A 25152-nucleotide genomic window follows, 5' to 3' on the forward strand; every position below is an offset into this window, starting at 1 on the left:
TGAGAAGCCCGCGTCCGACCAGGGCGCGCATTGCCTGCCGCACCATTGATCAGGAGCCCGCAGGGAGTCCCCCCAGATCCGCGCGCCATCTGGCGCCGGGGTGACACCCATGACGTCCTTGCCCGGCGTGGGCCAGACCTGGCCTGGCAAAGGGCCAGCCCTCTGAGTGCGGGCCAGCCCCTTTGCTGTGTCGACTCCGCCGAGGCGCTCCCGGCGGAGTCGATCAGGCTGCGTTGACCTTCGGCCGCCGCTCGCCGGCCTCCACGCCGCCCCGGGCCGAGGCTGCGCTCGCCGGCCTCGATCGCGTGGCGCCCCGCACAGTGGTGTGGCTCAACGAGGCCCAGCACCACCTCGGCCACCCTCAGACCGGCGAGCGCATCGCGGCAGCCCTCCACACTCTGCTCACCCACGCGCACCACGGGCCGGTCCTCGTCCCGGGCACCTTGTGGCCCGAATACGCCGACTCCTGCACGGTCCTGCCCGGCTCCCAGGAGCCTGACCTCCACAGCCGGGTTCGTGAACTGTTGACCGGGCGCACCTTCACTGTCTCCGACGCTTTCGACGAGGAAGCGCTCCATGCTGCCTACGACCTTGCCCGAGGCGGCGACCGGTTCATGGCGGATGCCCTCACCCGTGCCCACGCGCACGGTCGGGTCACCCAGGACCTCGCCGGCGCACCCGAACTCCTCCGCCGCTACGAACACGGCACCCCGCCTGTCGGCCCCGGCGCCGCCCGGATGTGGTGCTGGCCGACCGCGGCTACGACCACGACAAGTACCGCCGCCTCGTCTGGGATCTCGGTGTGAAGCCTCTGATCGCCCACCGGGGTACCGAGCACGGCTGCAGGCTCGGCACCCAACGCTGGGTCGTCGAGCGCGCGTTCGCCCATCTGCACTGGTTCCGCTGCCTGCGGATCCGCTGTGCATTCGGCTTCCCGGGCCGCCATGACCTCATCCCCATGCTCGAAGGCCCACGCTCCGACAGCGTCGATGGGCGCCAGCAAAGTCCGGCCCAGGGCGGTGAGTTGGTACTCAACGCGCGGTGGCGCTCCCGGGTGTGCCTGCCGGTCCACCAATCCGTTGGACCGCAAGCGCCGCAGCGTCTCGGTGAGGACCTTGGAGCTGATTCCCCCGATCTGCTCGCGCAGTTCGACCGGGCGTCTGGGGCCGTCGCGCAGGGCCCAGAGTACGACGGCGTTCCAGGTGTTGGACAGCAGGTCGAAGGCCAGGCGTGCACGGCAGTCGGCGAGGAAGGCGTCGGTCGTCACGTACCAAATGGTGCCTGACAGGCCCTCTAGCGTCGTTGCGAACGGTCCAAGAAGGTCCTGGGAGGGAATGCGTGATGAGAATCGGCGTACTGGGCACGGGCAACATGGCGGACGCGCTCGCCACGCACTGGGTCCGCGCCGGGCACGACGTGGCCGTCGGAGGACGGGACATGCACAAGGCGGAGCGGCTCGCGGCGCTCCTCGGAGGCAGCACGAAGCATGTCAGTCTGCGTGCGGCGGCCGAGTTCGGTCAGGTGGTGCTGGCTGCACTGCCCTTCGGCGCAGGGACCAGCGTGGTGCGGGAACTGCGAGCGGTCCTGGACGGCAAGGTGCTGATCGACTGTTCCAATCCGGTCGGTCCGGGCTTCCGGCTTCTGACACAGAGCGGCCTCTCGGCCGCACAGCAACTGGCCGCGGCGGCTCCGGAAGCTCATGTGGTCAAGGCGTTCAACCTCTGCCACGAGGACGTGTGGCGCATGTCGCCACCCATCTTCGACGGACGGCGACTGGCCGTTCCGGTCTCCGGAGACGACGAAACGGCCCTCGCGCTTGTACACCAGTTGGTGCGGCATGCCGGCTGCGAACCCGTGTCCGGCGGCGGTCTCGAACGAGCCGGACTCCTGGAAGCGACCGCCGCGCTCTTCATCGGGCTATGGGTCGGCGAGGGAGCCGATGCCCAAGCAGTCGCACCCCCGCTGGCCTATGCCGCCGGACAGAGACACGAGGAACCAGAAGACGCCGAAAAGGCTTTTCGTCAGGAGTTCTGAGCCTGGCCTCAGCCACGCGTATGCCGACGGCCCCCTCCTCTACGCGGGGGCCGTACGGAGACCGGCGGGGTCACGGTCGGGCCCCGCGTCCCTCGTCCCCAGGGGAGGAACAGGGCCAGCGCAGCCAGAACCTGGCTCAGGCCGGGAAGGATGTGCTGTAAATCCTCCGCTGGCGCCTTCGCCATCACCGCCCGCGTCACGATGGCGACCACGGTGAGCAGCACCACGACGATCGCGAGCACGGCGAGCAGGACGTAGGCGGGCATGGCAGCAGCAAGATCCATCTGTTGCGTGAGCGCCATTGGTGTCGCGGTCTCCCTGAGGTTCAGCTCCCGGTGATGGGAACATCCGAGTACGTGGAACCCATGAGACTCACCGGCAACGGCCTTCGGTGAGCCGAGCGAGCAGACCCGGAAAAGCTCGGACGGCACCGGTGACCGGCGTACAGCGCGGACCGCGCCGAACAGGAGATCGTTCGGCAGTATTCGGCAATGGGGCGCGCATCGCGACCGCTCCACCGGCTGCGGCTTGGTAAACCTTCCTGTCTCAGCCAGGTGTCTTCTCCATCGCGCCTGGCAGGCACCATGGCCCAACATCGGGACCCGGCGGTGCCGCGGTCGGGTCATGCTCGGGTGAGCACGATCTTCTTGCCGCCGGCCCGTCCGGCAACCACCCGGGCGTACGCAGCCGGTCCCTCGCTCAGCGGCAGGGGTTCCGGCTCGAGTTTCAAGGTTCCCGCAGAGGCTTGCTCCGCCAGCTGGACGAGTTGCGCGGCATTGGGCTCGACGTAGAGGTCCCAACTCGTGATGCCTCGTTCCTCAGCAGGCGCGTCCGAGGTCAGGGAGCACAGTCGGCCGCTGTCCCGCACCAAAGGCAGCGCGGCGTCCGCCGTGCCGGTGGCGACGATGAGGGCGGCGTCGAACCCGCCGCGTACCTTGGCCGACCAGTTCGGGTCGTGGTAATCAACGACCTCCATCGCTCCCAGACCGAGCAGGCGCTCCGCGGCGGCGGCAGACGCGGTCGCGGTCACCTCGATGCCCTCGGTCGCGGCGAGCTGGACGGCCAGGGCTCCCGTGGCCCCGCCTCCGTTGGTGATCAGGAGCCGCTGTCCTCGGCTGAGGTCCAGCTTCTCCAGGGCCTGGACCGCGGTGAGTCCGTTGACCGGCAACGCCGCCGCGTGCACGGCGTCCAGCCCGGGTGGGCAGGCTGCAGCGTGATCCGCGTTGATCAGAACGCGTTCGGCCCAGAAGCCGCTTCCCCCGGGCAGCGGGGCCTCGTGCGCGAGTACCCGGTCGCCTACGGCAAACCCGGTGACACCCGCGCCGACGGCCAGCACCTTACCCGCGCCCTCCACTCCCAACGCCGCCGGAGGGCGCAGCCCCACATCCCAGCCACCGCCGTTCAGCAGCTCGTCCCACGGGCCGGCCCCGGCCGCCTCCACCGCCACCAGGATCTGACCGGGCCCGGGAGATGACGGTTCGGGCAACTCCAGCAGGGCGACTTCCTTCTCGGCCCCGGACACTCCGCACGCTTTCACAGCAGATCTTTGTCCTCTCACCCAGTCCGGCCGGCCGGGAGGCACGGGCCGGAAGTCAAAAGCAGGCCCCAGTGTCGATCTCGGGATCCTCTCCAGAGGTCGCTCGTGGTCTCAGCCGCATTGGTGTCTAGCCCATGCAGCCAGTGGCCCTGACATGTAGTCCATTCAGAGAGTGTCCGGATGGGCCAATTGTGGAATCTGCGCCTGGACCTTGAGTCGGCCCTTGAGTCGGGTCGGGGCCTGCGTCGCCGTTGATCGAGTAGCGGAAGCGCCGCTCGCTCCGCGGCAGCAGCGGCTCCAGGCAGTCCCACAGCTCATCCGGCTCATCCGGCTCTTGCGGTACGCGCAGGGTGGCGGGCCGACCGCGGAGCGACGACGGTTTCGCGAGCGGATCCGGCACGAGGCGGGCGAGCGGTTCGCGCGTGGCGAGAGAACCGCGGTGATCGCGAAGGATCTGCGGGTCAGTGAACGGTCGGTGGAACGCTGGCGTCGCGCTTGACGGGAGGGCGGAACGGCCGCCCTCGCGTCCGCGGGGCTGCCGAAACTGCCCAAGCTGTGCGACGAACAGTTCGCCGAGCTGGAGAAGGAACTGGCGCGGGGGCCGGCCGCACACGGCTGGTGGGACCAACGCTGGACCAGCGCACCTGCTCGCCCGCCTCGACGTTTGGCGCGGGTCTGATTGTGCTCCCGACGGATGTGGTCGGTCACCGGCTCGGACACGACCCGAGCCCGGCGCACGGTGACGCCGCGGGCGACAGCGTCCGCGATGTCCTGGTGGAACGGGCGCCACCACGAAGCGCGGTTGTCCCAATCGACACACTCGCCCCTCAGCCACGCCTCGAACCGAGGATTGCTGTAGTACGCGTCCCCGCATCTCAAGGTGGACAGCCGACAGCTTGGCAGCAGCCAGCTGCTCCGTGGCGAGCACGTAGGCGTCGGCCATCGAGAGCGTCCAGGCGAAGGGCGGCGGAGGGGGCTCAGTCAGCTCATCGGCACGTTCCCCGCCGACGGGGCCAAGGAAGGGGAGGTCTACAACAAGCATCACGCGGGCGACGACGACTCCACGCCGAGCGTGCAGGACAGAGAGCCGCAATCGACCACGGCAAACCTGGAGACCGCACCGCTTGACCAACTGCCTGCCGCGGGCGATGGCATGCTCTCGAACGAATGAGGAAGCGCCGGGCCTGAACGGCGGTGGCCGGTAACCCGTCACGTTGCGGGCCGGGTCGGTCCGCGGCTGTGCGGATGATCAGTCGGTCGGGGTCGTCGCGATGAAGCATTGCGGGGACCGGATGCCGGCGGGTACTGGGCTCGGGCGCCCCAGGCCACGAACCGGTGACCGGGTCCCGCATAGCCCTCTGCCACCTTGCGGGCCGGATCGCGTCTCAGGGTGGCAGGGACTGTTCTACCCAGATGGTCTTGCCGGTGGCCGTGTAGCGGGTGCCCCATCGCTGAGCCATCTGGGCGATGATGAACAGGCCGCGGCCGTCCTCGTCGTCCGTCTCGGCGTGCCGCAGATGGGGTGACGTGTGCCCGGTGTCGGACACCTCGCAGATGAGAGTCCGGTCGCGGATGAGCCGGACGTGGACCGGTCCGGTGGCGTAGCGGATGGCATTGGTGACCAACTCGCTGACGATGAGTTCGGTCGTGAACGCCAGATCGTCCAGGCCCCATGCGCCGAGTTGCTCCGTCGTCGTGTTGCGTGCATCGGCGACCATCGCGGGATCGGGAGGCAGCTCCCACACGGTCACCTGATCCTCGGCAAGTACCCGGGTGCGCACGAGCAGCAGGGTCGCGTCGTCGTTCGCCGGACCCGGCAGGAGCGCCGCGACCGCACGGTCACAGAACTCCTCCAGCGCATGGCGGTACCGGGTGAGGGTCTCGGCGAGCAACCCGAGTGCTTTGTCGGGGCCGTCTGCGGTCTGGACGAGTCCATCGGTGAAGAGCGCGACGATGCTGCCTGGCGGGAGCTGGAGTTCCGTGCTCTCGTACGGCAGGCCGCCAACGCCCAGCGGTGGGCCTGCCGGTAGTTCCGGATACGTCACGATGTCGCTGTCCGGTGGGAGGACTGCTGCCGTCGGGTTTCCGGCGCGCGCCATGGTGCACCTGCCGGACACAGGGTCGTACACCGCGAACAGGCACGAGACACCGAGGTCTGCTTCATCCGTGGGCCTTTTTCCGGCCGCGCCTGAGGCGCCGTGCTTGGGTACTTCCTCTCGGGCGGCTTGTCGGACCATGTCGTCCAGGCGCAAGAGGAGTTCGTCCGGGGCGAGATCGAGGCGGGCGAGGACGCGTACAACCGTGCGTAGGCGCCCCATGGCAGCGGCGGCGCGCAGGCCGTGGCCTGTCACCTCGCCGACGGCCAGACCGACGCGCGTGCCCGAAAGCGGGATCGCGTCGAACCAGTCGCCGCCCACCCCGGTCCTGCTGTCGGCCGGAACGTAACGGCTCGCCAGCTCAACGGCGGTCTGCGGCGGCAGCCCGTCAGGGAGCAGGCTCCGCTGGAGCCTGAGTGCCGTGGTGTGCTCATGGGTGACGACCAGCATCAGCACGACGCCGATCAGCAGGGCACCGATGCCCACGACCGTCACTCCGCCCGTCCGTCCAATGACCGGAAGGTCGATGGACGTCTTGCCGTAGTCGGGATCGGCGTAGACATCGAATGCGGCATAGCAGAAGAGGCAGAGCATCATCAACCCGCCCAGGCCCGGCAGCAGGCCCTTGAACAGGAGGTCCCTGCGGCTGCGGGTGAGCACGCGCCGGTAGTACCAGACGCAGGCGAAGCCGGTGAGCCCGTAGTAGAAGGCGATTGCGATGCCGATCGACCCGATGGAGTCGGCCAGAAAGTCGTGGCTGATCACCGTCAGCAGGACCAGGAAGGCGATCGAAGCCAGGCCCACGCCGACGGTCGACCAGGTCGGGGTGAGGAATCTGCGGTGAACGCGGGCGAAGCGGGAGGGAAGGGCCTTGTGCGCGGCCATCGAGAAGACCGTCCGGGCCAGGGGCAGGATGGTGGTCTGCGTGGAGGCCGCCGAGGAGGTCAGCACCATGAAAATCAGCAGCTTGGCGAGGAAGATCCCCGGGCCGTGACTGCCGAAGACGGCAGAGCCGAGTCCCGAGAGCACGTCGTCCGAGTTGTTCCCGTTGCCGAGCCCGATCCCGGAGTTGCCGACTCCGGCGAATGCCTGCACCGAGGTCGCTACCAGGGCGTAGGTGATCAGGAGCAGCATGGTTGAGATGACCGCGGCGCGTCCGGGGATGCGCGTGCTCTCGGCGGTCTCCTCGTTGACCGTGACGGCGGTGTCCCAGCCCCAGTAGATGAAGACAGCGGCGAGGATGCCCGCGGTCAGCGCCTTGGTCGAGGGCACGTCGAACGGATTGAACCAGGAGGCGGAGACGTGGATCGCCGTCTGCGGACCGCTGGTATAGGCCTTGATCAGGGCGGTGGCGGCGAACAGCAGCAGGACGGAGACCTCGATGAGGAGGAGCCCGCACTGGATGGCAGCCGAGATCTCGATGCCGACGTAGCAGATCGCGGTCATCACCCCGATCCACATGACCCCCACGAGGGTGGGCCATACTTGGTGCTCCGCGAGTGCGTCGTAGCCCAGGAGGCGGAAGCTGTAGATGCCGGCGATCTCGGCGAGGTTGGCCATGACGATGATGTCGGCGACGATGATGCCCCAGCCGCCCATCCAGCCGACGCGCGGGCCGAAGGCACGCGTCGCCCAGGAGAACGTCGTCCCGCAGTCGGCGTTGCTCGCGTTGAGCTCCCGGTAGGCATACGCGATCAACAGCATCGGGATGAAGGCGAGCATCGTGATGACCGGCGTCTGACGGCCGACGGCCGCCACGATGAGGCCGAGCGTGGCCGCCAGGCTGTAGGCCGGGGCAGTGGAGGCCATGCCGATGGCCACGGAGGAGAAGAGCCCCAGAGCGCCTGCCCTGAGACCTTTGCCTCCCGCACCGGCGACCGGCATGACCGGTGCGTCGGACGAGGGACGGCCAGGGAACGGCTTCGCACCGGACGCCGACTTCTCATCCCGCTCGGGCAATCCCATGACCCGATCTTGCGATCACCTGCCCGATCTGGGCCAGAAGGCCGCGCCGTGTACGGAAGAACCTACCCGTTCACCGGGTCAGGTCGCCGTAATGGCTTTCGTGCGGCCGCTGAGCGCCTTCCGTTACGAGCACGCCGGACCGGCCCTCGTCCGCAAGGCGGGCACCTGGGCGTCGTTCGTCACCGCTGTCAAGCGCGGGGAAGTGCCCGGGCAAGGTCGTGCCGGCCATAGATGCCGAGTTTCCGGAAGGCCTGGGTGAGGTGGAACTCCATGGTTCGCCGGGCGACGAACAGTTCCGAGGCGATCTCGTCGTTGGTCAGTCTCCCGGGGGCGAGCATGACGATACGGCTCTCCTGGCGCGTCAGAGCGGTCACATCTGTCTGCCGTCGGCGCCGCGGGCGGGCGCCCGCGGCGAGCAGTACGGCGTGCGCGGGTTCGGTCGCCGCAGTAGAGCCTTGAGCCTCGGCCAGGTCCAGGGCCTGGCGGAGTCTGGTCCCGGACTGCTCGGTGTGTCCGCTTTGGGGCAGGACCGCGCCCAGATCGGTGAGGGCGTGAGCGAGGTCCAGCCAGGCGGTCGTCGACTCCAGCAGGGCAACCGCGTCGGTGAGCGTCTCGACGCAGGCCGGTCCCCGTCGAGAAGCCCGAGTACGCACATGCTCGCCCCCCAGCCAGCCAGACGGCCCTCACCGGACGGCCATTGAACGCACCGCCACTCCCTGTGCTCACGCGTCATCGCACGACGGCCGCACAACCATCCACACTGGTCCGGCCGTTACGCGGTGAAGCCACCGTCGATCGTGAGGCTGGCCCCGGTGATAAAGGCCGCCTCCGGCCCCGCGAGATACGAGACCAGGGCGGCGATCTCCAGCGGGCTGCCGATACGCGGCAGGGCCAGCCACTTGAGCATGGCCTCGGCCGGCGGCCCGTCCTCCGCCATTCGGTCGTTGGCGGTGGGGCCGGGCTGGATGTTGTTCACGGTGATACCTCGGGGGCCCAGGTCCCGGGCCAGGCCGCGCACCAACCCGGCGATGGCCGCCTTGGTCATGCCATAAGCTGCACCCCCGGCGAAGGGGATGCGCTCGGCGTTGACGCTGCCGATGGTGATGATCCGGCCGCCGTCGCCAAGGTGGGGCAGGGCTGCGCGTACAGCATGGACGACGCCGCGTACGTTCACGTCGATCATCCGGTCGATCTGCTCGGGCGCCAGCTCGTCCAGGGCGCCGACCGCGGCCACACCTGCGTTGCTGACCAGGACGTCCAGGCCCCCCATCCGCCGCGACGGTGCGCTCGACCGCGGCCGTGACCGCATCTGGGTCCGCCGCGTCGGCCCGCAGGCCGCATGCCTGACCTCCGGCGCGTTCGATTTCCCCGACCACCTCGTCCGCGCGGTGCGGCGACTCGGCATGGGTGAGGGCCACCCGCAGGCCGTCCTCCGCCAGGCGCCGGGCGATGGCCGCGCCCATGCCGCGGGAACCGCCGGTGACCAGGGCCACTTTGCCGGTACTCATATGCAACCGCCTCTGTATATGTCGATAGACATCGAACACTCCGACGGCGACGGGCATCGACATCCCCCAAGGGGGGCGGCTAGGCCCAGCCGTGTGAGTACGGCAATCGAGATGGCACATCCGGAACCGGCCGATCTGCGGCTGGACAAAGTCCTTGCGGCACTGGCCGATCCGGCCCGGCTGCTGGCCGTACGCGCGCCGGCGGAGCAGGGGGAATCTCCCTGCACCGGGCTCCAGCAGGCCGCCGGGCTGGACATCAGCCGGTCCACGTTCTCCCATCATCAGCGCGTACTGCGCGAGGCGGGTGTGATCCGGGTCCGAGTGGACGGCTCCCGCCGGATGTTCAGCCTGCGACGGGCCGAACTGGACTCTTGCTTCCCCGGTCTGCTCGACTCGGTACTCAATACGGCGCCAGAGCTTCTGGGTGCCCGCTGAGCGAGAGGCGATACCCAAGGAAGATCACCCCCTTGAAGTCGCCGGTCACGAGGCTGCTACGAGTTGGTGGTCGTGCTCTCGTGCTGGTCGTGGACGGTTGTCGGAACGCGAGATCGCCTACCGTTTCAGTGATCGCGGATCCACGGGATCCCCGGCGTGAGCGAGGCGTCTGTCCGTCCGGCCGGAGGTGCGTCAGGTGGCCAGGGATGCGGGACTAGGGCCTGTCCGGCGGATCAGGTCGCGGGAAAGTGACGGTGCCTCATCGGCGCAGGTGAGCGGGGGCTGGTGCGTCCAGCTGCACGGCGGAGGAATGAGTCGACGCGATGGGGGTGCCCCCGCGGTGGGGGTCCCCCGCGCGAGCGAAGTCGAGCGTGGGGGAGTCGGCGAGTGACGACAACGCCGCAGATAGGCGTGCCAGCCCCCGCGTCCGCGACAGGATCCGCCGGACAGGCCCTAAGCCCTTCGTGAGCTGATCACGGCCACGGTGACCTTCCTGAGCGACCTGCTGCGAGGCCGTCTCAAGAAGATCCGCTTGCGGTGGCGCAAGCTATCGTCCGGGAGGATCGCCACGATCGTCCTCGCCGTTCTCCGTCATGACCAGCTGCTCGCCGACATGGCGGGCGGCAACCGCAGCTCCGCGACCACGGTGCGCCGCTGGGTGGTGGAGGTGATCGAACTGCTCGCCGTGCGGGCCCCACGCCTGGACCGGGCGCTGCGGAAAGTCATCCGAAAGGGCGACCATGTCGTCCTGATCGACGTCCCCCTCATCCACGCCCGGCGCCGCACCAGGACGGACATCCGCCTCAACTACAGCGGGAAACAAGGCCCATGGCCTGCTCTTCCTCGCGCTCACCGACGACAAGGGCCGACTGCTGTGGCTGTCCGCGGCCCGCCCAGGACACTCCTCGGACATCACCACCGCCCGGTACAACAAGCTCGTCGAGCGCCTGCGGAACCCCAGCGTCAGCTACTGGTGCGCTTTTCAGCCGCAGCCGACAACCGTGCCCGGACAACCGGAGAAGGCCATGGTGACGAAGTCGTGACCGCAGTCCAGGGCCGACATGCCGCGCTTTGGCGTAATGAGCTGTTCGGGTGTGCTGGCCAGGCCACCTTGTATAGAGGCGGTGATCGGAATGGTGACAGAAAGGATGTGGCGAACCGGGCCATGAGTGAGGACAGCGTGGACCGGTCGGAGGGATTCGGCGAGCGGCTGCTGGGCCTGCTGCTGGACAGGGCGCGACTGATGCCGCCACAACTGATCGCCCCGCTGATCGCGGAGGAGGTGGCCAGGATCGGTGGTCGTGACGTTTCCATCCTGCTCCAGGACTACGCGCAAGAGCTCCTGGTGCCGCTGCCGGGCAGGCAATTGCACGTCAGCGAGCCCGAGCCGGTGGACGGCTCCCCCGCAGGCCGGGCCTTCCTGCGTGCGCAGATCGTCGAGGTGCCGCAGGCCCACGGTGTCCGGATGTACTTGCCGCTGCTGGACGGAAGCGACCAGGTGGGGGTGATGGCCCTCACGTTGGATGCAGTAGGCGATGACGACCGGCGCCTTTTGGGCAGGCTGGCCGGCCTGGTGGCCGACATGCTGGTCACCAAGAACGCCTACACCGACCAATTCTTCCTGGCCCGGCGCCGGGAGCCGATGAGCGTGTCCGCGGAGATCCAGTGGAGCCTGCTGCCGCCACTGACGATGTCCATTCCGCAGGTCTCGGTGGCCGGCATCCTGGAACCCGCCTACCGCGTCGCCGGCGACAGCTTGGATTACGCCCTCAACGACAACATCCTGCACGTCGCCGTGATCGACGCGATGGGGCACGGCCTGGACGCTGCAGTGATGGCGACCGTGGCCATCGGCGCCTACCGGCATGCTCGGCGCGTGTTCGTCAGCCTGGCCGAGAAGTACGCGTTCATGGACGATGCCATCTCCCGGCAGTTCGGACCCGACCACTTCGTCACGGCGCAGCTGATGCACATCAACATCGGCACCGGTGAGTTGGAGCTGGTCAACGCGGGCCACCCCGCGCCGCTGCTGATCCGCGACGGCCGGGTCGTGCAGCAGCTGGAGAGCGCAACAACGCTGCCCGTCGGCTTCGGCGGCGAGGCGCCCAGGATCAGACAGCACATGCTCCAGCGGGGCGACCGGGTAGTGTGCTACACCGACGGCATCATCGAGGAACACGTCGACGGAGGGGAACCGTTCGGAGAAGAACGCCTCATCCGCTGCGTCAACAACCTGGGAGAGCAACCCTCAGAGGGGACACGCGCCGATCTGCGCCGACTCTCCCACACCTTGAAGCGGGAACGAGGTGGTCGCACCAGCGACGATGCCACCCTTTTCATGATCGAGTGGCACGGGAGCGCCGCAGACCACCTCGCCGTTCTCGACTGAACGCCTCGACACCAGCCGCGAACTGGACAGCGCCGCCCACACGGACCACGGCCACCCGCCCCGCCTATGCTCCCCTCCAACACACACACGCCGCGTCGCGTCGCCAGAGGATCACTCAGCCCCGGACGTCTGCGTGCATGCAGGATGGTCCATGGTGGCCTGCCCCTATTCGCTCCTCCAGCCATCCGCCATGGGGCAGCGGTGGTGAACTGAACCGGTGGGACTGGCAGCTTCCACACCGGGTTCGCCCTGCCAAGCGATACGCCACCCGATAGCCATGTGCCATGGAGCTGCAGGAGAAAGCTGAAACTCAACTGCCCGTAAGACCCCGTGGCGTGGCCCTGACAGGCCGACGGCGCCGGTGAGGCATCGACATCGCCGCGTTGGCCAGTGTCCTGCCGGCCGCCTCGGGTACGGGACATGCCGCGGCCAGGCGGGAGGGAGGCGGCCAGGGAGGGAGTGATCCGGTCCCAGCGGGCCACGCAGGCCGTGCCGGAACTCTTCATCCCCGGCTCACCCGCCCCAGTTGTGGCGGGTGAGCCGCTCTAGGTACCGCCAGGCAGTCCATGAAACCCTGCTCCGCCGGTCGAGCCCCAGTACCGGATCCGGACCCGGGAAACAATGGAACAGCGGTTGGCGCTAAGGGATTGATCTCGCTGGCTACTCGGTCTCCATGGGGTTGAGGACCTGGTCCTGGAGACGCTGCCGGAGGTCGGCTTCCTCTGGCGTGAGCGGATCGCCCGGCGGCGCAGCACGGTGTGCAGCATGTCGTCGGTGATAACGGGCGGCCGGCCGCCGTGCTTGTCCTTGCGGGCCGCCGCGTCGAGTCCTTCGAGTGTCGACTCCCGGATGTTCTCCCGCTCGGTCTCCGCCATCGCGACGAAGAACGCGAACAGCAGGCGGCCCGGACCGCTGGGGTCGTACATCCCGGGTAGCGGCCCGGCGAGCATCTCCAGCACCAGGCCGCGCGCGGTCAGGTGGTCGGCGAGTGCAGTGAGTTCGGCAGCGTCGCGGCCCAGGCGCTTCATCTCGTACATGGTGAAGATGACGCGGCAGTGCGGGGCGTGGGCCTTGATCTGGCGGGCGAGCGCGAGCGCGGCCTCGAACTGGGGCCGGACCCGTACACGGGTGCTGATCTTCTCGGAGAACGCCTTGTCGCGCTCGATGCCGTGCTTGGCGAGGGCGTCCAGCTGCGACTGGAGTTCCTGGGTGAGCGTCGAGCACCGCGCGTACCCGATGCGGATGTCGGCGCTCGGGGTGTCCGGTGCGAGAGCGAGCGGAACCGGGGCGCCACGGCTGGCCGGGCCCGCGGTCGGCGGGGGTGGGCACGCGCAGGAGCTTGGCGAGCCGGGGCACCTTGGTGAAGCGGCCGGTGTGGTAGGTGCCGGTGACCGCGCCGGAGCGCGAGCGGCACGGCGAGCCGGGTTCGGCCCGGCAGCGCGGGCAGGGGTGGCGCTCGACGTCGTCCGCGTCGCTCGGGGAGGCTTCTTGAGGGACCGACATGGCACCGGTTGCTGTCACAGACAATTCTCAGACGTACCCCGAACCCACCTTTGAGTGAGAACGAGTTCTGCGAACCGAACCGCCGGTTCGCGACCACCCGGACGCTGCCTTTGATCTGACTCGGGCAAAGCACCGTTTATGAGATTCGGGACAGTGGGCCGGTTCGGCTCGACCGGCCGCCTCAGCCGTCAGGCCGTCGCTTACTGGAAGAGGATCGTCTGCATGGTCTTTCCCGGCGGTCGCTGACAGATAAGGGGTGGTCCGGCCATGGGACCGGGCCACCCCTCCGGGCATGCAACTGTCAGGCGGGCTGCGCGGCGGGCGCTGGGGCGGGGGCCTTGTGTGCCTTGCGGGTCTCGTGGAGGGTCAGCAAGCCGGTGATCGCGATCAGCGCCGAGGTCAGGCCGTGTATGCCGAACGCGGCGGCGAGGGGGCCGTGGTGGGCCAAGACGTTGATCATGTCGCCGAACGGGGCGACGGCCTCCATCAGCAGGACCCAGCCCAGCGCGCGGCGGTGACCCGTCACCAGCAGGATGCCGATGGCCAGGCCCATCGAGAATTCGCGGGTGCCCTTCATGATGAGGAAGCCGTCGCCGTTTCCGGCGGGCCAATTCGGCAGGCCCACGCCCTGAGCGGACGCCTCAGGGGCCAGGATGAAGGACAGCCCGAGGTAGAGGACGAACAGGGTGACGACGGTGACCAGCCCGGTGTTGACGTTCTTCAGCGACATGGTGCTTCTCCTTCGATGTTCACGTTGGAGTGGAGCAGGGTTCGGCGGCGGGCGTAGCTGGGTTGGCCGGTGACGTGCCGGATGACGCGGACCGGTGCGGGCGGGGCGGACCAGACCGCCTTACTCGGGGGCATCCGTAGACCCGCAGACCAGAAGTGCTTCGCAGTGCTGCCCTGCAGACGGGGGGAACGGACACTGCCGTGGCTGACCGGCATCGCCGCATCCCCGCGGCTGCGAACGCAATCCCGCTGTCACCAGCGAGGGCGTGATCCGTTGGGCCGCCACCGGCCTCACGACCCGGCGCCGCCCGGGGTGAGGATTTCCATGAGATGTCCGTCGGGGTCGCGGAAGTAGGTACCCCTGCGGCCTTCGGTGCGCTCGCTGCGGTAGATCTGCCCATTCTCTTGGCATGCGGGATCGGCGTAGTGGGCGATTCCACCGTCCTGTATGCGGGCGAGGGCGGCGTCGAACTCCTCCTCGCTGACCATGAATGCGTAGTGGTGTGGCTCGAAGTCGTCCAGCTGGTCGTAGTCCAGGCTGACTTGGTTGGCCAGCGTGACCGGCGTGAAGTGCGCCAGCGGCGGGTCGACGCTGAGGCCGAGGATGTCGGCCAGGAACTGCGCCGAGGCTTGCGGGTCACGGGCGGGGACGATGGTGTGGTTCAGTTCCACGGTCATAGTGACTCCTGTTCAGGGACGGGCTGCGCGAGGTGGGATGCTGCCCTCCCCCGGCTGCGGTTGCCGTGTCACACGTCGATCTGCTGGAAGATGTGCGGGTACGTCACGATGTCGTCGGGGGACTCGGCCACCATGCGCTGGAACTCCGGGCGGCCGAACGCCGTGGCGAGCGCCTCGGTCGACTCCCAGACCGCGACGTTCATCAGAAGCTGACTGCCCGCCGTTCCCTTGTGCATCTGCAGGGAGACGAATCCCGGCTGAGCCTTCATGAACTCGGCCTGCCTCTGAAAGAGGGCCAGGAACGCTTCCGTCCTCTCCTTCGGGACGACGAAGGTGTTGGCCAGGACGATGGGCCCGGTCTTCTCCTTGAACTGCGCGAACATCGGGGTGTTCGGGTCGAGACTCTGCAGCTTGGCCATTTTCGGTACGTCCTCTCACTAACGGGGGGTGTTACCTGTGGCACGAGGGGGTCTAGCGGGTACTCAGGGGCCATCGCTGGTGCCGGCCTCCAACGACCGCGATCCTGCCAACGCTTGTTGGCCAACTTGTGTTGGCAAACTTAGGGCCACGGCTCTGGACTGTCAACGCTTGTTGGTCAACTCGTGTTGGCCTATGTTTGTCGGCATGACCGGCACCACGGAGAACCAGCAGGCCGCACGGCGTTCCGACGCCACCCGCGCCACGATCCTCGCCGCGGCCCGCGAGCGGTTCGCGGCGGACGGCTACGAGAAGGCGACCATTCGGGCCATCGCGCGCGACGCCAAGATCGATCCGTCGATGGTGATGCGCTACTACGGCAACAAGGCGGGCCTGTTCGCGGAGGCCGTCGCGATCGACCCCAACCTGCCCGGCCTGCCCTTCGAACCGCGCGAGGAGATCGGCCGCACCCTGGTGCGCCACTTCCTCACCCTGTGGGAGGAAAACGAGGAGCTCACCGCGCTGATGCGGGTCGGCGCCACCGACCCGGCCGCCGCCGAGCGCATGCAGAGCGTGCTGCGCGAGCAGTTGATCCCGCTGGCCCGCCGGCTGGGCCCCGAGCCGGACCAGGCGCCGGCGCGGGCGGCATTGTGCGCCTCGACCGTACTGGGGCTCGCGCTGACGCGCTACGTGCTGCGGTTCCCGGCGAGCATGGCGCTCGGACGCGAGGAGATCGTGGACTGGCTCGGACCCACGGTCCAGCGGTATCTCACCGCGCCCACGCCCTGAACAACGCGTCGAGGGCACCAACCACCGCGACCTCGGTCACGGCGTGTTCCCTCCCGGCGGCAGCCGACTCGTCACCGAGCATCAAAGGCCGGCGGGCACACAGCCCACACGGCGCAGCCGCAGATCGCCGACCCCGTACCCCCGACGGTCACCCGCCCGGAAGCTGCGATGATCATTGATCACGACCCGATACGCGCCCTCATGCCGCGTCATTCGCCGGTGCTCTCGTCATCCTCGTCGAGGTGGACGGTCGCCGGGTCACGCAGTGGGCGCAGGCCCTCGCGTGGCAGGCGGGCGGCGAAGCTGTAGCGGCCCAGGCAGTTGAGGTTGGCGTGCTTCAGTGGGGAGACCCGGGCCACGTCCTCGGCCAGGACGTCATGCTCCCGCTCCTCGGGCGGCAAGCCCTGTAGGTGGTCGACGGCGGCGTCGAGGTAGCGGGTCTTCCATGGCACGGCGGCATTCAGGACCAGGCCGAGCGCCCCGAGCTGATACTCCTGCCCCGTCCTGTACGCCTGCATGATCTGTCCGCGCTTGCCGTGGCAGATGTCGCGGGCGAGCTTGTGCCGCGACTCCTGGACGGTGAGCTGGCGGTTCATCTGCCGACGGTAGGTGTCGTCGACCGGGTCGACGACCCGCAGCAGGTGCAGGGTCTTGGCTATCCGCCCGTACTCGGCGAACGCCTGCCCCCAGGGCGTGGGCCGCCCCTCGCGGCCGAACATCCGCAACAGGTCGTACGTGCGGACCTGCCCGGTCACCAGCGAGCCGGCGACCCGCAGCATGTCCGGCCAGTGCGTGGTGACCTTGGTCAGGTTCACCTTGTTGCGGGCCAGGTCCTCCAGCGGCCCGTACTCGCCGGTCTCCACTCCGAGCATCTCCGCCCGCCAGAACCGCTGGTCGCCCAGGTCCTTGAAGCGCGTCGAGAAGTTGTGGCCCAGTATCGTGAACAGCCCGAACACCATGTCGGAATACGAGGCGTTGTCGGTGGCGACCATCTCCGGCTTTACTCCGGCGTCCAGGTTCAGCAACGCGTCCAGGATGTGCAGGGAGTCGCGCGGGGTGCCCGGCACGACCATCTGCCCGATGCCCGCGACCTGGTCGTTCACGGCATTCAGCCAGGTGATGCCGAGCTTGAAGTGGTGGTACTTCGGCGACGGCCCGGCGTGAACGGTCCGCTTCGGCACCACGAACCGCAGCCCGTCGACCGAGGCCAAGGCAGCCCCTCGCCCCAGAACTTCACGATCGGCACCTTCGCCTGAACTTCGATCAGCTTCGCGTTCGCCGCGGCGATGGTGTCCACCCGCAGGTAGTACTGATCGACGTGGACCAGCCGGGCCCGGGTGAGCGCCTCGTCGTCGGCGTCGATGACCGGTGTGTAGCCGATGTTGCAGGCCTCGCTCACCAGCAGCGCGACCAGCGAGGTCTTGATGTCCTCCATGCGCGTCCGGCCGTCGCCCAGGTACACAAAGGCGTTCAGGAACCCAGTCCAGGAGTCGACATCGAACAGCAGGTCCGGCAGGTCGATCTTCGGGAGCATCTTCGCGGTGGTCTGGCGCAGCCACTTCAATGAGGCGCTCTCGCCGAGTGCGCCGAGCCGGTCCGCGTTCAGTTTCAACCGGCCGTTGGGCTGGATCTCGAAGCTGAGCTTCGCGTCCTGCCCGGCTTCCTCCAGCCGCTCCGCCATCAGCTGCCCGGCCGCATCCAGCGCCTTGACCCGGCCCTTGAGGCGCTCCTCGACCGGCTCGTTCAGGCTCAGGCCCGCCAAGGTGTCCTCGCGCACCGCCTCCCACGCCTTGCCGTCCAGCAGCCTGGCACGCGGGTCGGACCACCGGTTCGTCGGCGACGCGAACACGTCCCGGCGCTGAAGCGCGCGGTAGAGCTGTTCCAGCACACACACCACGTACGCGTCGCGGTCCACCGCCCCGGCTGGGAGGTCCACGTTGTTGAACACCGCCTGCCGCCAGGCCGGCGGCACCTGCTTGCTGTCGATCTCTCTCGGCAGCAGCGGCTTGTCCTTCACCCGGCGCCGCGACCGCGCGGGCAGCTTCTGCACGGCGGCCAGCACCCGGCGCCCGCCCGACGCCGCTCCCAGCGCTGTCGACTCTCCGAGCAGGGTCAAGAACGGACGGACCGTGTTGTACCGGGAGGCCAGCAGCGCGCGGACCGCCGCCTCGGCCGCGTCGTCGCCGGGCGGGACCAGCTCCTCCACCGTCGCCGCGGCGGCGTTGACCTGCTCGCGCGGAGCGACCGTTTCCACCGCCCGCCACAACGCGGCCACGTCCAGATCGGTGCCGTGCTCCTCGACCGGCCCCAGCTCCCCGGAGAGCACCCGCCAGACCGCCGTCATCACCCGCGATGCCTTCTCCGGACGGGGCAGCGTCGACAGCCGGTCATTGTTCGTGGCCCGCTTCGCCGAGCTGATCAGCTTGACCTGCATCAGGAGCGCGAACAGGTCCAGGGCGTCATCGATCGCCGCCGCCTCCAGCGACCGGACCACCGCGGTGACCATCGTCGTACGCTTCGGCTCCGGGGTACGGGCCAGATTCGGGGCCTTCGAGCCCAGCCCGTTCTTGGCCGGCGCGGACAGACGGTTCGGCGGGATCTGCTCGACCTTCACCTTCCCCAGGCGGAAGGCCGCGATCTCGTCGACCCGCTCCAGAGCCCCCTTCATCGCGTTGCCAGTGGTCCGCGTCGGCGGCGGACGCATCCGCTCCAGCTCCGAGAGCCGCTTGCCCTCCCGCACCTCCAGCAGGGCCACCAGGTCCCCGGGCAGCGCGGCGTCCGCGCGGCGGGCCGCGTTCGCCACCGTGGCGTTCAGCCGCGGCTCGGCGATCCCGCGCACCTCCGCGACCTGCCGGGCCAACACGCTCACCCCAGGCAGCAGCACCCGGTTCCGGCGCAGCCAGTGCACTGACTGGTTGAACAGCGCCACCGGCCCCTCGGCGTTCGTCCACGCCCGACCGTGCAGGAACGTACGGAACAACCGCCCCCGCTGCGGGTCCTCGTACTGTGGTACCCGTAGACGTCGCGGATTTCCCACGCGTGCTCGTACGCCGTCTTCAACCGCTCGCTGTACTGCTTGACGCGCGAGCGGGTCCTCCAGGAACAGCCCGACGTAGCGCACCGTGCACATCTGGAGCGCGAACCCGAGCCGGTTCTGATCCCCGCGCCGTTTGCCGATCAGCGCACGGTCGACGTCGTCGAGATAGAAGAACCGCTCCGGCTCGGGCCTTTTCGGCTCCTCGGCGAACTTCCCGTACACCTCAGCCTGCTCATCAGTCAGAAATTCCACCGGCCCGGCCGGACCGTATCCCCGTGCCGACCCATGCAGCCGAGCATTCACCGAACCCCAGCAGACCCGTAGATCACTGTGCTAGACGACAAGACCGTCCCTTAGCGCCAACGGCTGTTCCATTGTTCCCCGGGGCCGTGATCCGCGGCGACATCTTTGACGGCCACACCGGGATATCCAGCAATGGAATATACCAACTGCTACATATCATTCGTTCATGCACATAGAGCCCACCCAGCAACCGATGGCAATGGGCCATGACCCCGAGGTCGACTCCCTGGCCCCGGCCGCCGCCAAGGAGTACGCCAACGCCAGCAAATGGCTGTGGTTCCTGCCGGTCCGTGCCCTCGACGCCGCCCGGCATCTCATCAGGACCGCGGTGGAAGCCGGACAGGTCGGCCCAGGAGCCAAGGTCGCCACGCCGGGCAGCGACTTCGACGGCGATCCCACACGCCGCCCCGTGATCATCGACACCGCCGGCCACCGCGACAGGGAGGATGTCCAACGCGTGTTGAACGTCCTGCGCTCACTCGGCATCCGTGACGCCCTGGCCTACAAAGCCGATCAGACAACCCGCAGGGGCGAACACGGAGACGGCACCGCCATCTACACCAGTCCGGTCAACACCATCAAGCTCATCGAACGCAACCCGGCCCAGACCACTGGACGCGCCTCGACCTCGCGCGGACGGACACCGGCCACAAGCACGTCTTCAAGCGTCCGAAGCGAGCCGCCTCGTAGCCCCCCCTTTGCCACCTGCCCTGTAGTCCGCAGCGCGGCCTCGGATGTCAGCAGGCCCTGAACCATGGACCAGTACCAGCGCTCCCCCGCGCAGAGCGGTGTCGTCAGTTCTGGTTCGGGCGGCACAGCGGCCAGCGGTCGGCCCGACGGCGTGGTGGCTCTTTCCTGTCCCCCGCTCGTGGCGGATTCAACGTGCGCACCATCGCGCAGTCCGGCGTCAACGTCATGGTGACCTTCGTGCCCGTCAGCGTGATGGCCTCGCTGTCGACCTGAACTGTTCCCTTGCTCGGGGAGCACGCAAGAGCACGTCCAGGTCACGGTGGAGGGCCGCACAAGGCTGCGGCCGACGTATTGAATTCACGCGTCGTCGGTGATCGGCTGCCGGGGGCACGGCTCGGGCCCTCGGTTTCCGCTCCGGCCCTACTGACCCTCACGCAACAGCGGCCATGCGGGGACGCTGATCCCTGCCTTGCGGGCTGCCCGCCGAACAGCCGCCGTCTGCTGCTCTTCGCGGATCAATTGTTCGTGCGCCACCCGCCGTTTCACCTTCTCTGCCGCTCCCCTTCCGTCCGCTGCCGGCGACCCGCGACGTCCTGGAACAGTTCCTCCACCGGTACGTGCCCCTTGTCGAACCACGAGGTGCTCGATCCCCGGTATCCGACGATGTGCCGGGTCTCCAGGTCAACGAGGATGGAATACGCGTCTGCCCCGTCACCCTTACGGCTTCGGACCCGTAGCACGGTTCTCCCCTGCGGTGACCTGTGCGTGTCCCCTGCACGGCAGCGCGGTCGGACACTATACTTGCGATCAACGCAATACTTTGCGATGATCGCAAACATGCATCCGATTGAGGAACTGGCCGCCCTGCGCAACCCGATGCCCGAACCTGGCACCGTCACCCCGGAAGACTGCTACGACGACGCCTGCCAGCAGGTGGACCAGCAGCGCAAGAGCGACGCTCTCAGCCTGGAAGCCGCAGGCGACCAGCTTGAAACGGACCCGCTGCTGCTCGCACTCGACGACCTGAAGGCACAGAAAGAGGCCGTCGACGCCCAGATCCGGCGACTCCTGGCCTGGGGACGTGAGTTCCACGGAAGCCGCCCTTACGGCCTGGAAGAACTCGCCCGCCGTGCCGGCTACAGCGTCTCCGGCGTACGCACCGCCTACGGCGAGACCGAGATCAACCAGGTCGCGGCACAGATCGGCAGGGAACCTAACCGGCCCCGCCGGGGAAGCGTCCAAGGCAACCGGTAAGGAGCCCAACACCCGCCGCCCCCTCCGCTCCGGCCCCCTGACCAAGGACCAGCCCGTGACACCGTCTCTACGCCCCCACCAACGCGAAGCCGTCGATGCCGTCCTCCGCTCCCTACAGCTGCCCACCGACGACACCGTCCCCGAACGCGGCCTGCGCACACAGGTGGTCATGGCAACCGGATCCGGGAAGACCCTCGTCGCCGTGCGAAGCGCTGAGGAGCTGCGCGCGGGCCGCGTGCTGGTGCTCGTACCCTCGCTGGACCTCCTCGCCCAGACCGAGACCGCCTGGCGCCAGGGCGGCCGCACCGGGCCGATGATCGGGGTCTCGTCCCTGCGCGGAGACCAGGCCGGCTTCCCCAACACCACAGACGTAGGCGAGCTCGTCGCCTGGGTGAGGCCCTTCGGCAAGATCACCGTCTTCGCCACCTACGCCTCACTCGGGCTCGGCACACTCGAGCGCGCCCATACCGCGGGTCTTCCGGGCTGGGACCTGATCGTGGTCGATGAGGCGCACCGGACGTCGGGGCGGCTGGGCAAGCCGTGGGCGGTCGTCCACGACAACACCCGCGTCCCCGCCCTGCGGCGGCTGTACATGACCGCCACACCCCGGCTATGGCAGCTCGACGAGGACCAGGAGCAGGGCGGCGCACCGAGCACTTCGGGCGTGCCGGGCGAGCTGGTGGCGTCGATGGAGGACGATCCGGACGGGCCGTTCGGGACCCGCTGCCACACCCTCACCCTGTCCGAGGCCATCGACCGGGGGATCTGCGCGCCCTACCAGGTGGTGTGCCTGGACATCACCGACACCCAGCTCCAGGCCGCACAGCTCCTCGGCGTGGAGGGCCGCACAGATCAGGTGCGCGGGGCCCGGCTCGCCGCCCTGCAGACCGCACTGGTGAAGGCCTCGGCTGAGGAAGGCTTCCGCCGGACGCTCGTCTTCCACCATCAGGTGAAGGAGGCCGAGGCATTCGCGGCCGGCCTCACAGACGTCGCCGAGCAGCTGCATGGGGCCGATCCTGGGCTGTACCCGCGCGCGGTGTGGGCCGACTGGCTGTGCGGCGAGCACAAGCCGCTCCACCGGCGCCGGGTCCTGGACGAGTTCTCCAGGGGGATCGCTGCTGATGGCACGATCGTGGAGAAGACGTTCCTCGGCTCCGTTCGCGTGCTTGGCGAGGGGGTCGACACCCGCGAATGCGACTCCGTGTACTTCGCGGACGTCCGCGGATCCATGCCCGACCTCGTCCAGGCCGTTGGCCGCGCACTGCGGGTACAGCCCGGCGACGGCAAGATCGCCTCCCTCGTCGTACCCGTCCTGCTCGGCCCCGGCGAGACCGCCGACAACATGCTCACCTCCCGCGCTTTCGGCGGCCTGGCCAAGCTGCTGGAAGCCCTCCGTGCCCACGACGCCCGCGTCGTGGAAGCACTCGCCGAGCCACAGGCGCGAAGCCGTGTCAGAGGCGTCCAGAGCCGCTTGGGGGCCGAAGGCGAGGAAGTCGCGGGCGAGCGAAGCGACCGCGTGTCCGTGCCGGCCCGTCGGCTGCTGAAGTTCAGCACACCGCGCGATCCCGCCCAGCTGGCCGCGTTCATCAACCTGCGCGTCCTCAACCCCGAACACGCGCACTGGCGGCGCGGCGTCGAGGCCGCCGCCATCTACCACCGGCTCCATGGCGATCTGCGAGTGCCGTTCACGTACCGCGTCCCCGCCGCCGTCGGCGACGACCAGGAGCAGGAGGTGGAGGGCGGCGAGGGGTGGCCGGCCTCGCTCGCCGCGCTCCCGCTCGGGCAGTGGATCGCCGACGCGCGCCGCTTCTACACCCGGGGGGATATGGACGCCGACCGCGTGGCGCAGCTGGAACAGTTGGGCATGGTCTGGTCGCGCTACGACATCGCCTGGGACGAAGGACTCGCCGCGGTCCGTGGCTGGGCTGCCGAGAACGGGCACCTCGCAGCACCGACCGACGCCACCTACCGGGGGTATCGCGTAGGGCTGTTTCTGAAGAACGCGCGGGCGGCCGCCCGGCGAGCGGTGGTGGACGAGCAGCGGCATGCGGAGGGGCTGCCCGGGCCGTCGGCGGTGGGGGTGCTGTCCGAGGAGCGGCGCGAGCAGCTGGATGATATCGACCCCGCCTGGTGCCCGGCATGGCCCATCGACTGGCAACGCTGCTTCCACCTCGTCAGGCAGCACCTCGACGCCGACGGCGCGCTGCCTAGGGCGCCGGGTGACGTTGTGCGGCAGGGCGAGGATCTAGCTCGGTGGGTGAAGGCTGTGCGGCTCGGCTGGGACAAGCTCACCACCGTCCAGCAATGGATGTGCGAACACATCCTCGGCATCCAACCCGCCACGGAGGACGAGACACCGAGACCACGCCGCAGCCAGACCGACCGATGGGCGATCAACTACGAGGCCGCCCGACAGTACTACCAACGCGAAGGACACCTCCACGTACCACGCAAGCACGTCGAGACGATCACAGTCGACACCGCCGACGAGGGCCAGGAGGAGCGGGAGCTGAAGCTGGGCGCCTGGATCGGGAACCAGCGCAGCAGAGCCGCGACACTGCCCCCGGAACGGATGGAACAGCTGTCCGCGATCGGGATGCGGTGGGTGTAGCGGTGTACGGACAGGGAGCGGGGCCGGGCAGGGAAGGTTCCGTCGGGCCCTGCTGGCGTCCGGTTCAGCCGAGGTCGAGCATCTCCCGTGCCGGGACAGAGGCAGCCGGACGGGCCGGCGATACGCCTTCCGCTGCGTGGCCTTCCAACGCTCGGTCAGCACGTCCTTCCAGCACTTCGGCAGAGGCCACGGGACAGCCCCAGGCGGCGAACCAGGCACCCGTCGGGACGTGGTGGCGCTCACTTTGGCTTGCTGTCCGCAATGATCTTCTCGGCCACGGCGATCTGCTTGTCGAGCCGCCTTTTGAAGCTCGCCAGTGCGGCTGTCGTGGCCGTGATGTACTGCTTGTCGTAGCCACTTTGGACAGCGACGGTGATTCCCATGAAGTTCGTGGACTGCTTGCAGGCCATGTCGGTCGTGGCGGTCGCGACCTCTGCCCGGCTGTGGGTCACGGAGCTGCGGGTGCTCATCGCCGAAGCGCGCCAGAGCGGGTCCATGTAGGCGTCCGCAGGGGTCGCGTACACGAACCCGTGCGCCTTCATACAGGCGCTCCATTTGTGGTCGGCGTCGACAACGCGCGGATCGTTCAGTGGTTGCTTGGGTCCGCCGCCCGGCATCGCCGACGTATCGGCTCCCAGCAGGAGCGATCCACCGACGGCGTCGAGGCCTTCCTTCAGGCAACCTCCTCTGGGCACGTCCTTGCCGTGGAAGACCGTGAGTGCGGCACCGGCGCCGTCCCGGCCGTAGTAGACCCGCCGAACCGAATCCGGCATCGGTGCCCGGGACTGGGGTATGGCGACGGCGTCGTATCCCTTGGTCGCGGCCTGGTCCGGGGCGAAGTAGCCGTAGAGCTGCGATCGCACATCGCGCCGCCCGGTCTCGCCCGTTGCCGGGTCCGGGCCGGGCGCCTGTGAGATGCCGAACCGCTTCAGGCACTTGATGCTCGACACATAGGCAGCACGTTCCACGAGCCGACTCTGCTCTGCAGTGGGAAGGTAAGCATCAATGGGCCGCACGACCTGGTCGACACGGGTGATGGCAGCAGTCTTGCCCGCCGGCGGTAGCACCGGCCGATTGTCTGCGGCACCACAGCCCGCGATGGTCACGGCCAGCGCGGTGACGACCAGCGTCCGTGAGAGCTTCATACGCGTCCTTCCAAAGGGTGGCGTCCGCCGCC

General features: G+C 68.7%; 18 protein-coding genes and 6 pseudogenes. 10 read left to right on the top strand and 14 right to left on the bottom strand.

Annotated elements, in window-relative coordinates; all coding sequences use genetic code 11:
- Window positions 1-305: 305 nt before the first annotated feature.
- The gene (locus tag IE277_RS50130; protein WP_189956787.1) at window positions 306-806 is read left to right on the top strand and encodes a hypothetical protein; all 501 of its coding nucleotides are present in this window, start codon (window positions 306-308) and stop codon (window positions 804-806) included.
- A 110-nt stretch (window positions 807-916) separates the two neighbouring features.
- Here the strand turns inward: IE277_RS50130 and IE277_RS29485 are convergent.
- Window positions 917-1267, bottom strand: a pseudogene (locus tag IE277_RS29485) (winged helix-turn-helix transcriptional regulator); the annotation flags it as partial.
- Between the two features lie 74 nt (window positions 1268-1341).
- Here IE277_RS29485 and IE277_RS29490 point away from each other — a divergent pair.
- On the top strand, window positions 1342-2034 hold the full coding sequence (locus IE277_RS29490) for an NADPH-dependent F420 reductase (protein WP_189956742.1): 693 nt from the start codon (window positions 1342-1344) through the stop codon (window positions 2032-2034).
- Window positions 2035-2042: 8 nt separating this feature from the next.
- Here the strand turns inward: IE277_RS29490 and IE277_RS29495 are convergent, their stop codons facing one another.
- Together IE277_RS29495 and IE277_RS29500 are read right to left on the bottom strand one after the other, a co-directional pair.
- Entirely contained in the window at window positions 2043-2336 is a 294-nt protein-coding gene (locus IE277_RS29495) for a hypothetical protein (RefSeq protein ID WP_189956743.1), read from the bottom strand.
- A 320-nt stretch (window positions 2337-2656) separates the two neighbouring features.
- Window positions 2657-3556, bottom strand: a complete 900-nt coding sequence (locus IE277_RS29500; RefSeq protein WP_189956744.1) for an NADP-dependent oxidoreductase — start codon at window positions 3554-3556, stop codon at window positions 2657-2659.
- 349 nt (window positions 3557-3905) lie between these two features.
- On the opposite strand from IE277_RS29500, the pseudogene IE277_RS50135 reads away from it, so the two are divergent.
- Window positions 3906-4214 (top strand): annotated as a pseudogene (locus tag IE277_RS50135) (helix-turn-helix domain-containing protein); the annotation flags it as partial.
- On the opposite strand, the pseudogene IE277_RS47680 reads toward IE277_RS50135, so the two are convergent.
- Window positions 4207-4514: pseudogene (locus tag IE277_RS47680) on the bottom strand (DUF6879 family protein); the annotation flags it as partial. The pseudogenes IE277_RS50135 and IE277_RS47680 overlap by 8 nt on opposite strands.
- On the opposite strand from IE277_RS47680, the gene IE277_RS29505 reads away from it, so the two are divergent.
- Window positions 4452-4742, top strand: coding sequence for a hypothetical protein (locus IE277_RS29505; RefSeq protein WP_189956745.1), 291 nt, complete (start codon window positions 4452-4454; stop codon window positions 4740-4742). The pseudogene IE277_RS47680 and the gene IE277_RS29505 sit on opposite strands and share 63 nt — an antisense overlap.
- 214 nt (window positions 4743-4956) lie before the next feature.
- Here the strand turns inward: IE277_RS29505 and IE277_RS29510 are convergent, their stop codons facing one another.
- From IE277_RS29510 to IE277_RS29520, 3 genes and pseudogenes are all read right to left on the bottom strand, one after another.
- Window positions 4957-7632, bottom strand: coding sequence for an amino acid permease (locus IE277_RS29510; protein WP_229882043.1), 2676 nt, complete (start codon window positions 7630-7632; stop codon window positions 4957-4959).
- 188 nt (window positions 7633-7820) lie between these two features.
- Window positions 7821-8285 carry a helix-turn-helix transcriptional regulator gene (locus IE277_RS47685; RefSeq protein WP_229882044.1) on the bottom strand — a complete coding sequence of 155 codons (465 nt, stop codon included), beginning with the start codon at window positions 8283-8285 and terminating at the stop codon, window positions 7821-7823.
- A gap of 119 nt (window positions 8286-8404) precedes the next feature.
- A pseudogene (locus IE277_RS29520) lies at window positions 8405-9140 on the bottom strand (3-oxoacyl-ACP reductase family protein).
- 93 nt (window positions 9141-9233) lie between these two features.
- Between IE277_RS29520 and IE277_RS29525 the strand changes: the two are divergent.
- Both IE277_RS29525 and IE277_RS29530 read left to right on the top strand, forming a co-directional pair.
- Complete coding sequence (locus IE277_RS29525) at window positions 9234-9575, top strand: ArsR/SmtB family transcription factor (RefSeq protein WP_229882045.1); 342 nt, start codon at window positions 9234-9236, stop codon at window positions 9573-9575.
- Between the two features lie 1165 nt (window positions 9576-10740).
- Window positions 10741-11964, top strand: coding sequence for a PP2C family protein-serine/threonine phosphatase (locus IE277_RS29530; protein WP_189956782.1), 1224 nt, complete (start codon window positions 10741-10743; stop codon window positions 11962-11964).
- Between the two features lie 545 nt (window positions 11965-12509).
- On the opposite strand, the gene IE277_RS29535 is transcribed toward IE277_RS29530, so the two are convergent.
- The 5 genes and pseudogenes from IE277_RS29535 to IE277_RS29550 form a co-directional block, all read right to left on the bottom strand.
- Window positions 12510-13208 carry a recombinase family protein gene (locus tag IE277_RS29535; protein WP_444544847.1) on the bottom strand — a complete coding sequence of 233 codons (699 nt, stop codon included), beginning with the start codon at window positions 13206-13208 and terminating at the stop codon, window positions 12510-12512.
- 133 nt (window positions 13209-13341) lie between these two features.
- Window positions 13342-13467, bottom strand: a pseudogene (locus tag IE277_RS50140) (zinc finger domain-containing protein); the annotation flags it as partial.
- Window positions 13468-13768: 301 nt separating this feature from the next.
- Entirely contained in the window at window positions 13769-14197 is a 429-nt protein-coding gene (locus IE277_RS29540) for a DUF4267 domain-containing protein (protein WP_189956746.1), read from the bottom strand.
- Between the two features lie 290 nt (window positions 14198-14487).
- On the bottom strand, window positions 14488-14874 hold the full coding sequence (locus tag IE277_RS29545) for a VOC family protein (RefSeq protein ID WP_189956747.1): 387 nt from the start codon (window positions 14872-14874) through the stop codon (window positions 14488-14490).
- 68 nt (window positions 14875-14942) lie between these two features.
- Window positions 14943-15293 (bottom strand): antibiotic biosynthesis monooxygenase family protein, encoded by a 351-nt coding sequence (locus IE277_RS29550; RefSeq protein ID WP_189956748.1) that lies wholly within the window; start codon window positions 15291-15293, stop codon window positions 14943-14945.
- Window positions 15294-15498: 205 nt separating this feature from the next.
- On the opposite strand from IE277_RS29550, the gene IE277_RS29555 reads away from it, so the two are divergent.
- Window positions 15499-16080 (top strand): TetR/AcrR family transcriptional regulator, encoded by a 582-nt coding sequence (locus tag IE277_RS29555; protein ID WP_189956749.1) that lies wholly within the window; start codon window positions 15499-15501, stop codon window positions 16078-16080.
- A 209-nt stretch (window positions 16081-16289) separates the two neighbouring features.
- On the opposite strand, the pseudogene IE277_RS29560 reads toward IE277_RS29555, so the two are convergent.
- Window positions 16290-19420, bottom strand: a pseudogene (locus tag IE277_RS29560) (Tn3 family transposase).
- Between the two features lie 166 nt (window positions 19421-19586).
- On the opposite strand from IE277_RS29560, the gene IE277_RS29565 reads away from it, so the two are divergent.
- The 3 genes from IE277_RS29565 (at window position 19587) to IE277_RS29575 (ending at window position 23975) form a co-directional block, all read left to right on the top strand.
- Complete coding sequence (locus IE277_RS29565; RefSeq protein WP_189956750.1) at window positions 19587-20171, top strand: putative phosphothreonine lyase domain-containing protein; 585 nt, start codon at window positions 19587-19589, stop codon at window positions 20169-20171.
- 776 nt (window positions 20172-20947) lie between these two features.
- Window positions 20948-21364 carry a hypothetical protein gene (locus IE277_RS29570; protein ID WP_189956751.1) on the top strand — a complete coding sequence of 139 codons (417 nt, stop codon included), beginning with the start codon at window positions 20948-20950 and terminating at the stop codon, window positions 21362-21364.
- Between the two features lie 55 nt (window positions 21365-21419).
- Complete coding sequence (locus IE277_RS29575; protein WP_189956752.1) at window positions 21420-23975, top strand: DEAD/DEAH box helicase; 2556 nt, start codon at window positions 21420-21422, stop codon at window positions 23973-23975.
- A 239-nt stretch (window positions 23976-24214) separates the two neighbouring features.
- Here IE277_RS29575 and IE277_RS29580 read toward each other — a convergent pair whose 3' ends face one another.
- A complete protein-coding gene (locus IE277_RS29580) occupies window positions 24215-25120 on the bottom strand; it encodes a hypothetical protein (RefSeq protein WP_189956753.1) in 906 nt (301 codons plus the stop codon).
- Between the last annotated feature and the right edge of the window lie 32 nt (window positions 25121-25152).

This window comes from Streptomyces alanosinicus, assembly GCF_014650595.1.
GTDB classification, from domain to species: Bacteria; Actinomycetota; Actinomycetes; order Streptomycetales; family Streptomycetaceae; genus Streptomyces; species Streptomyces alanosinicus.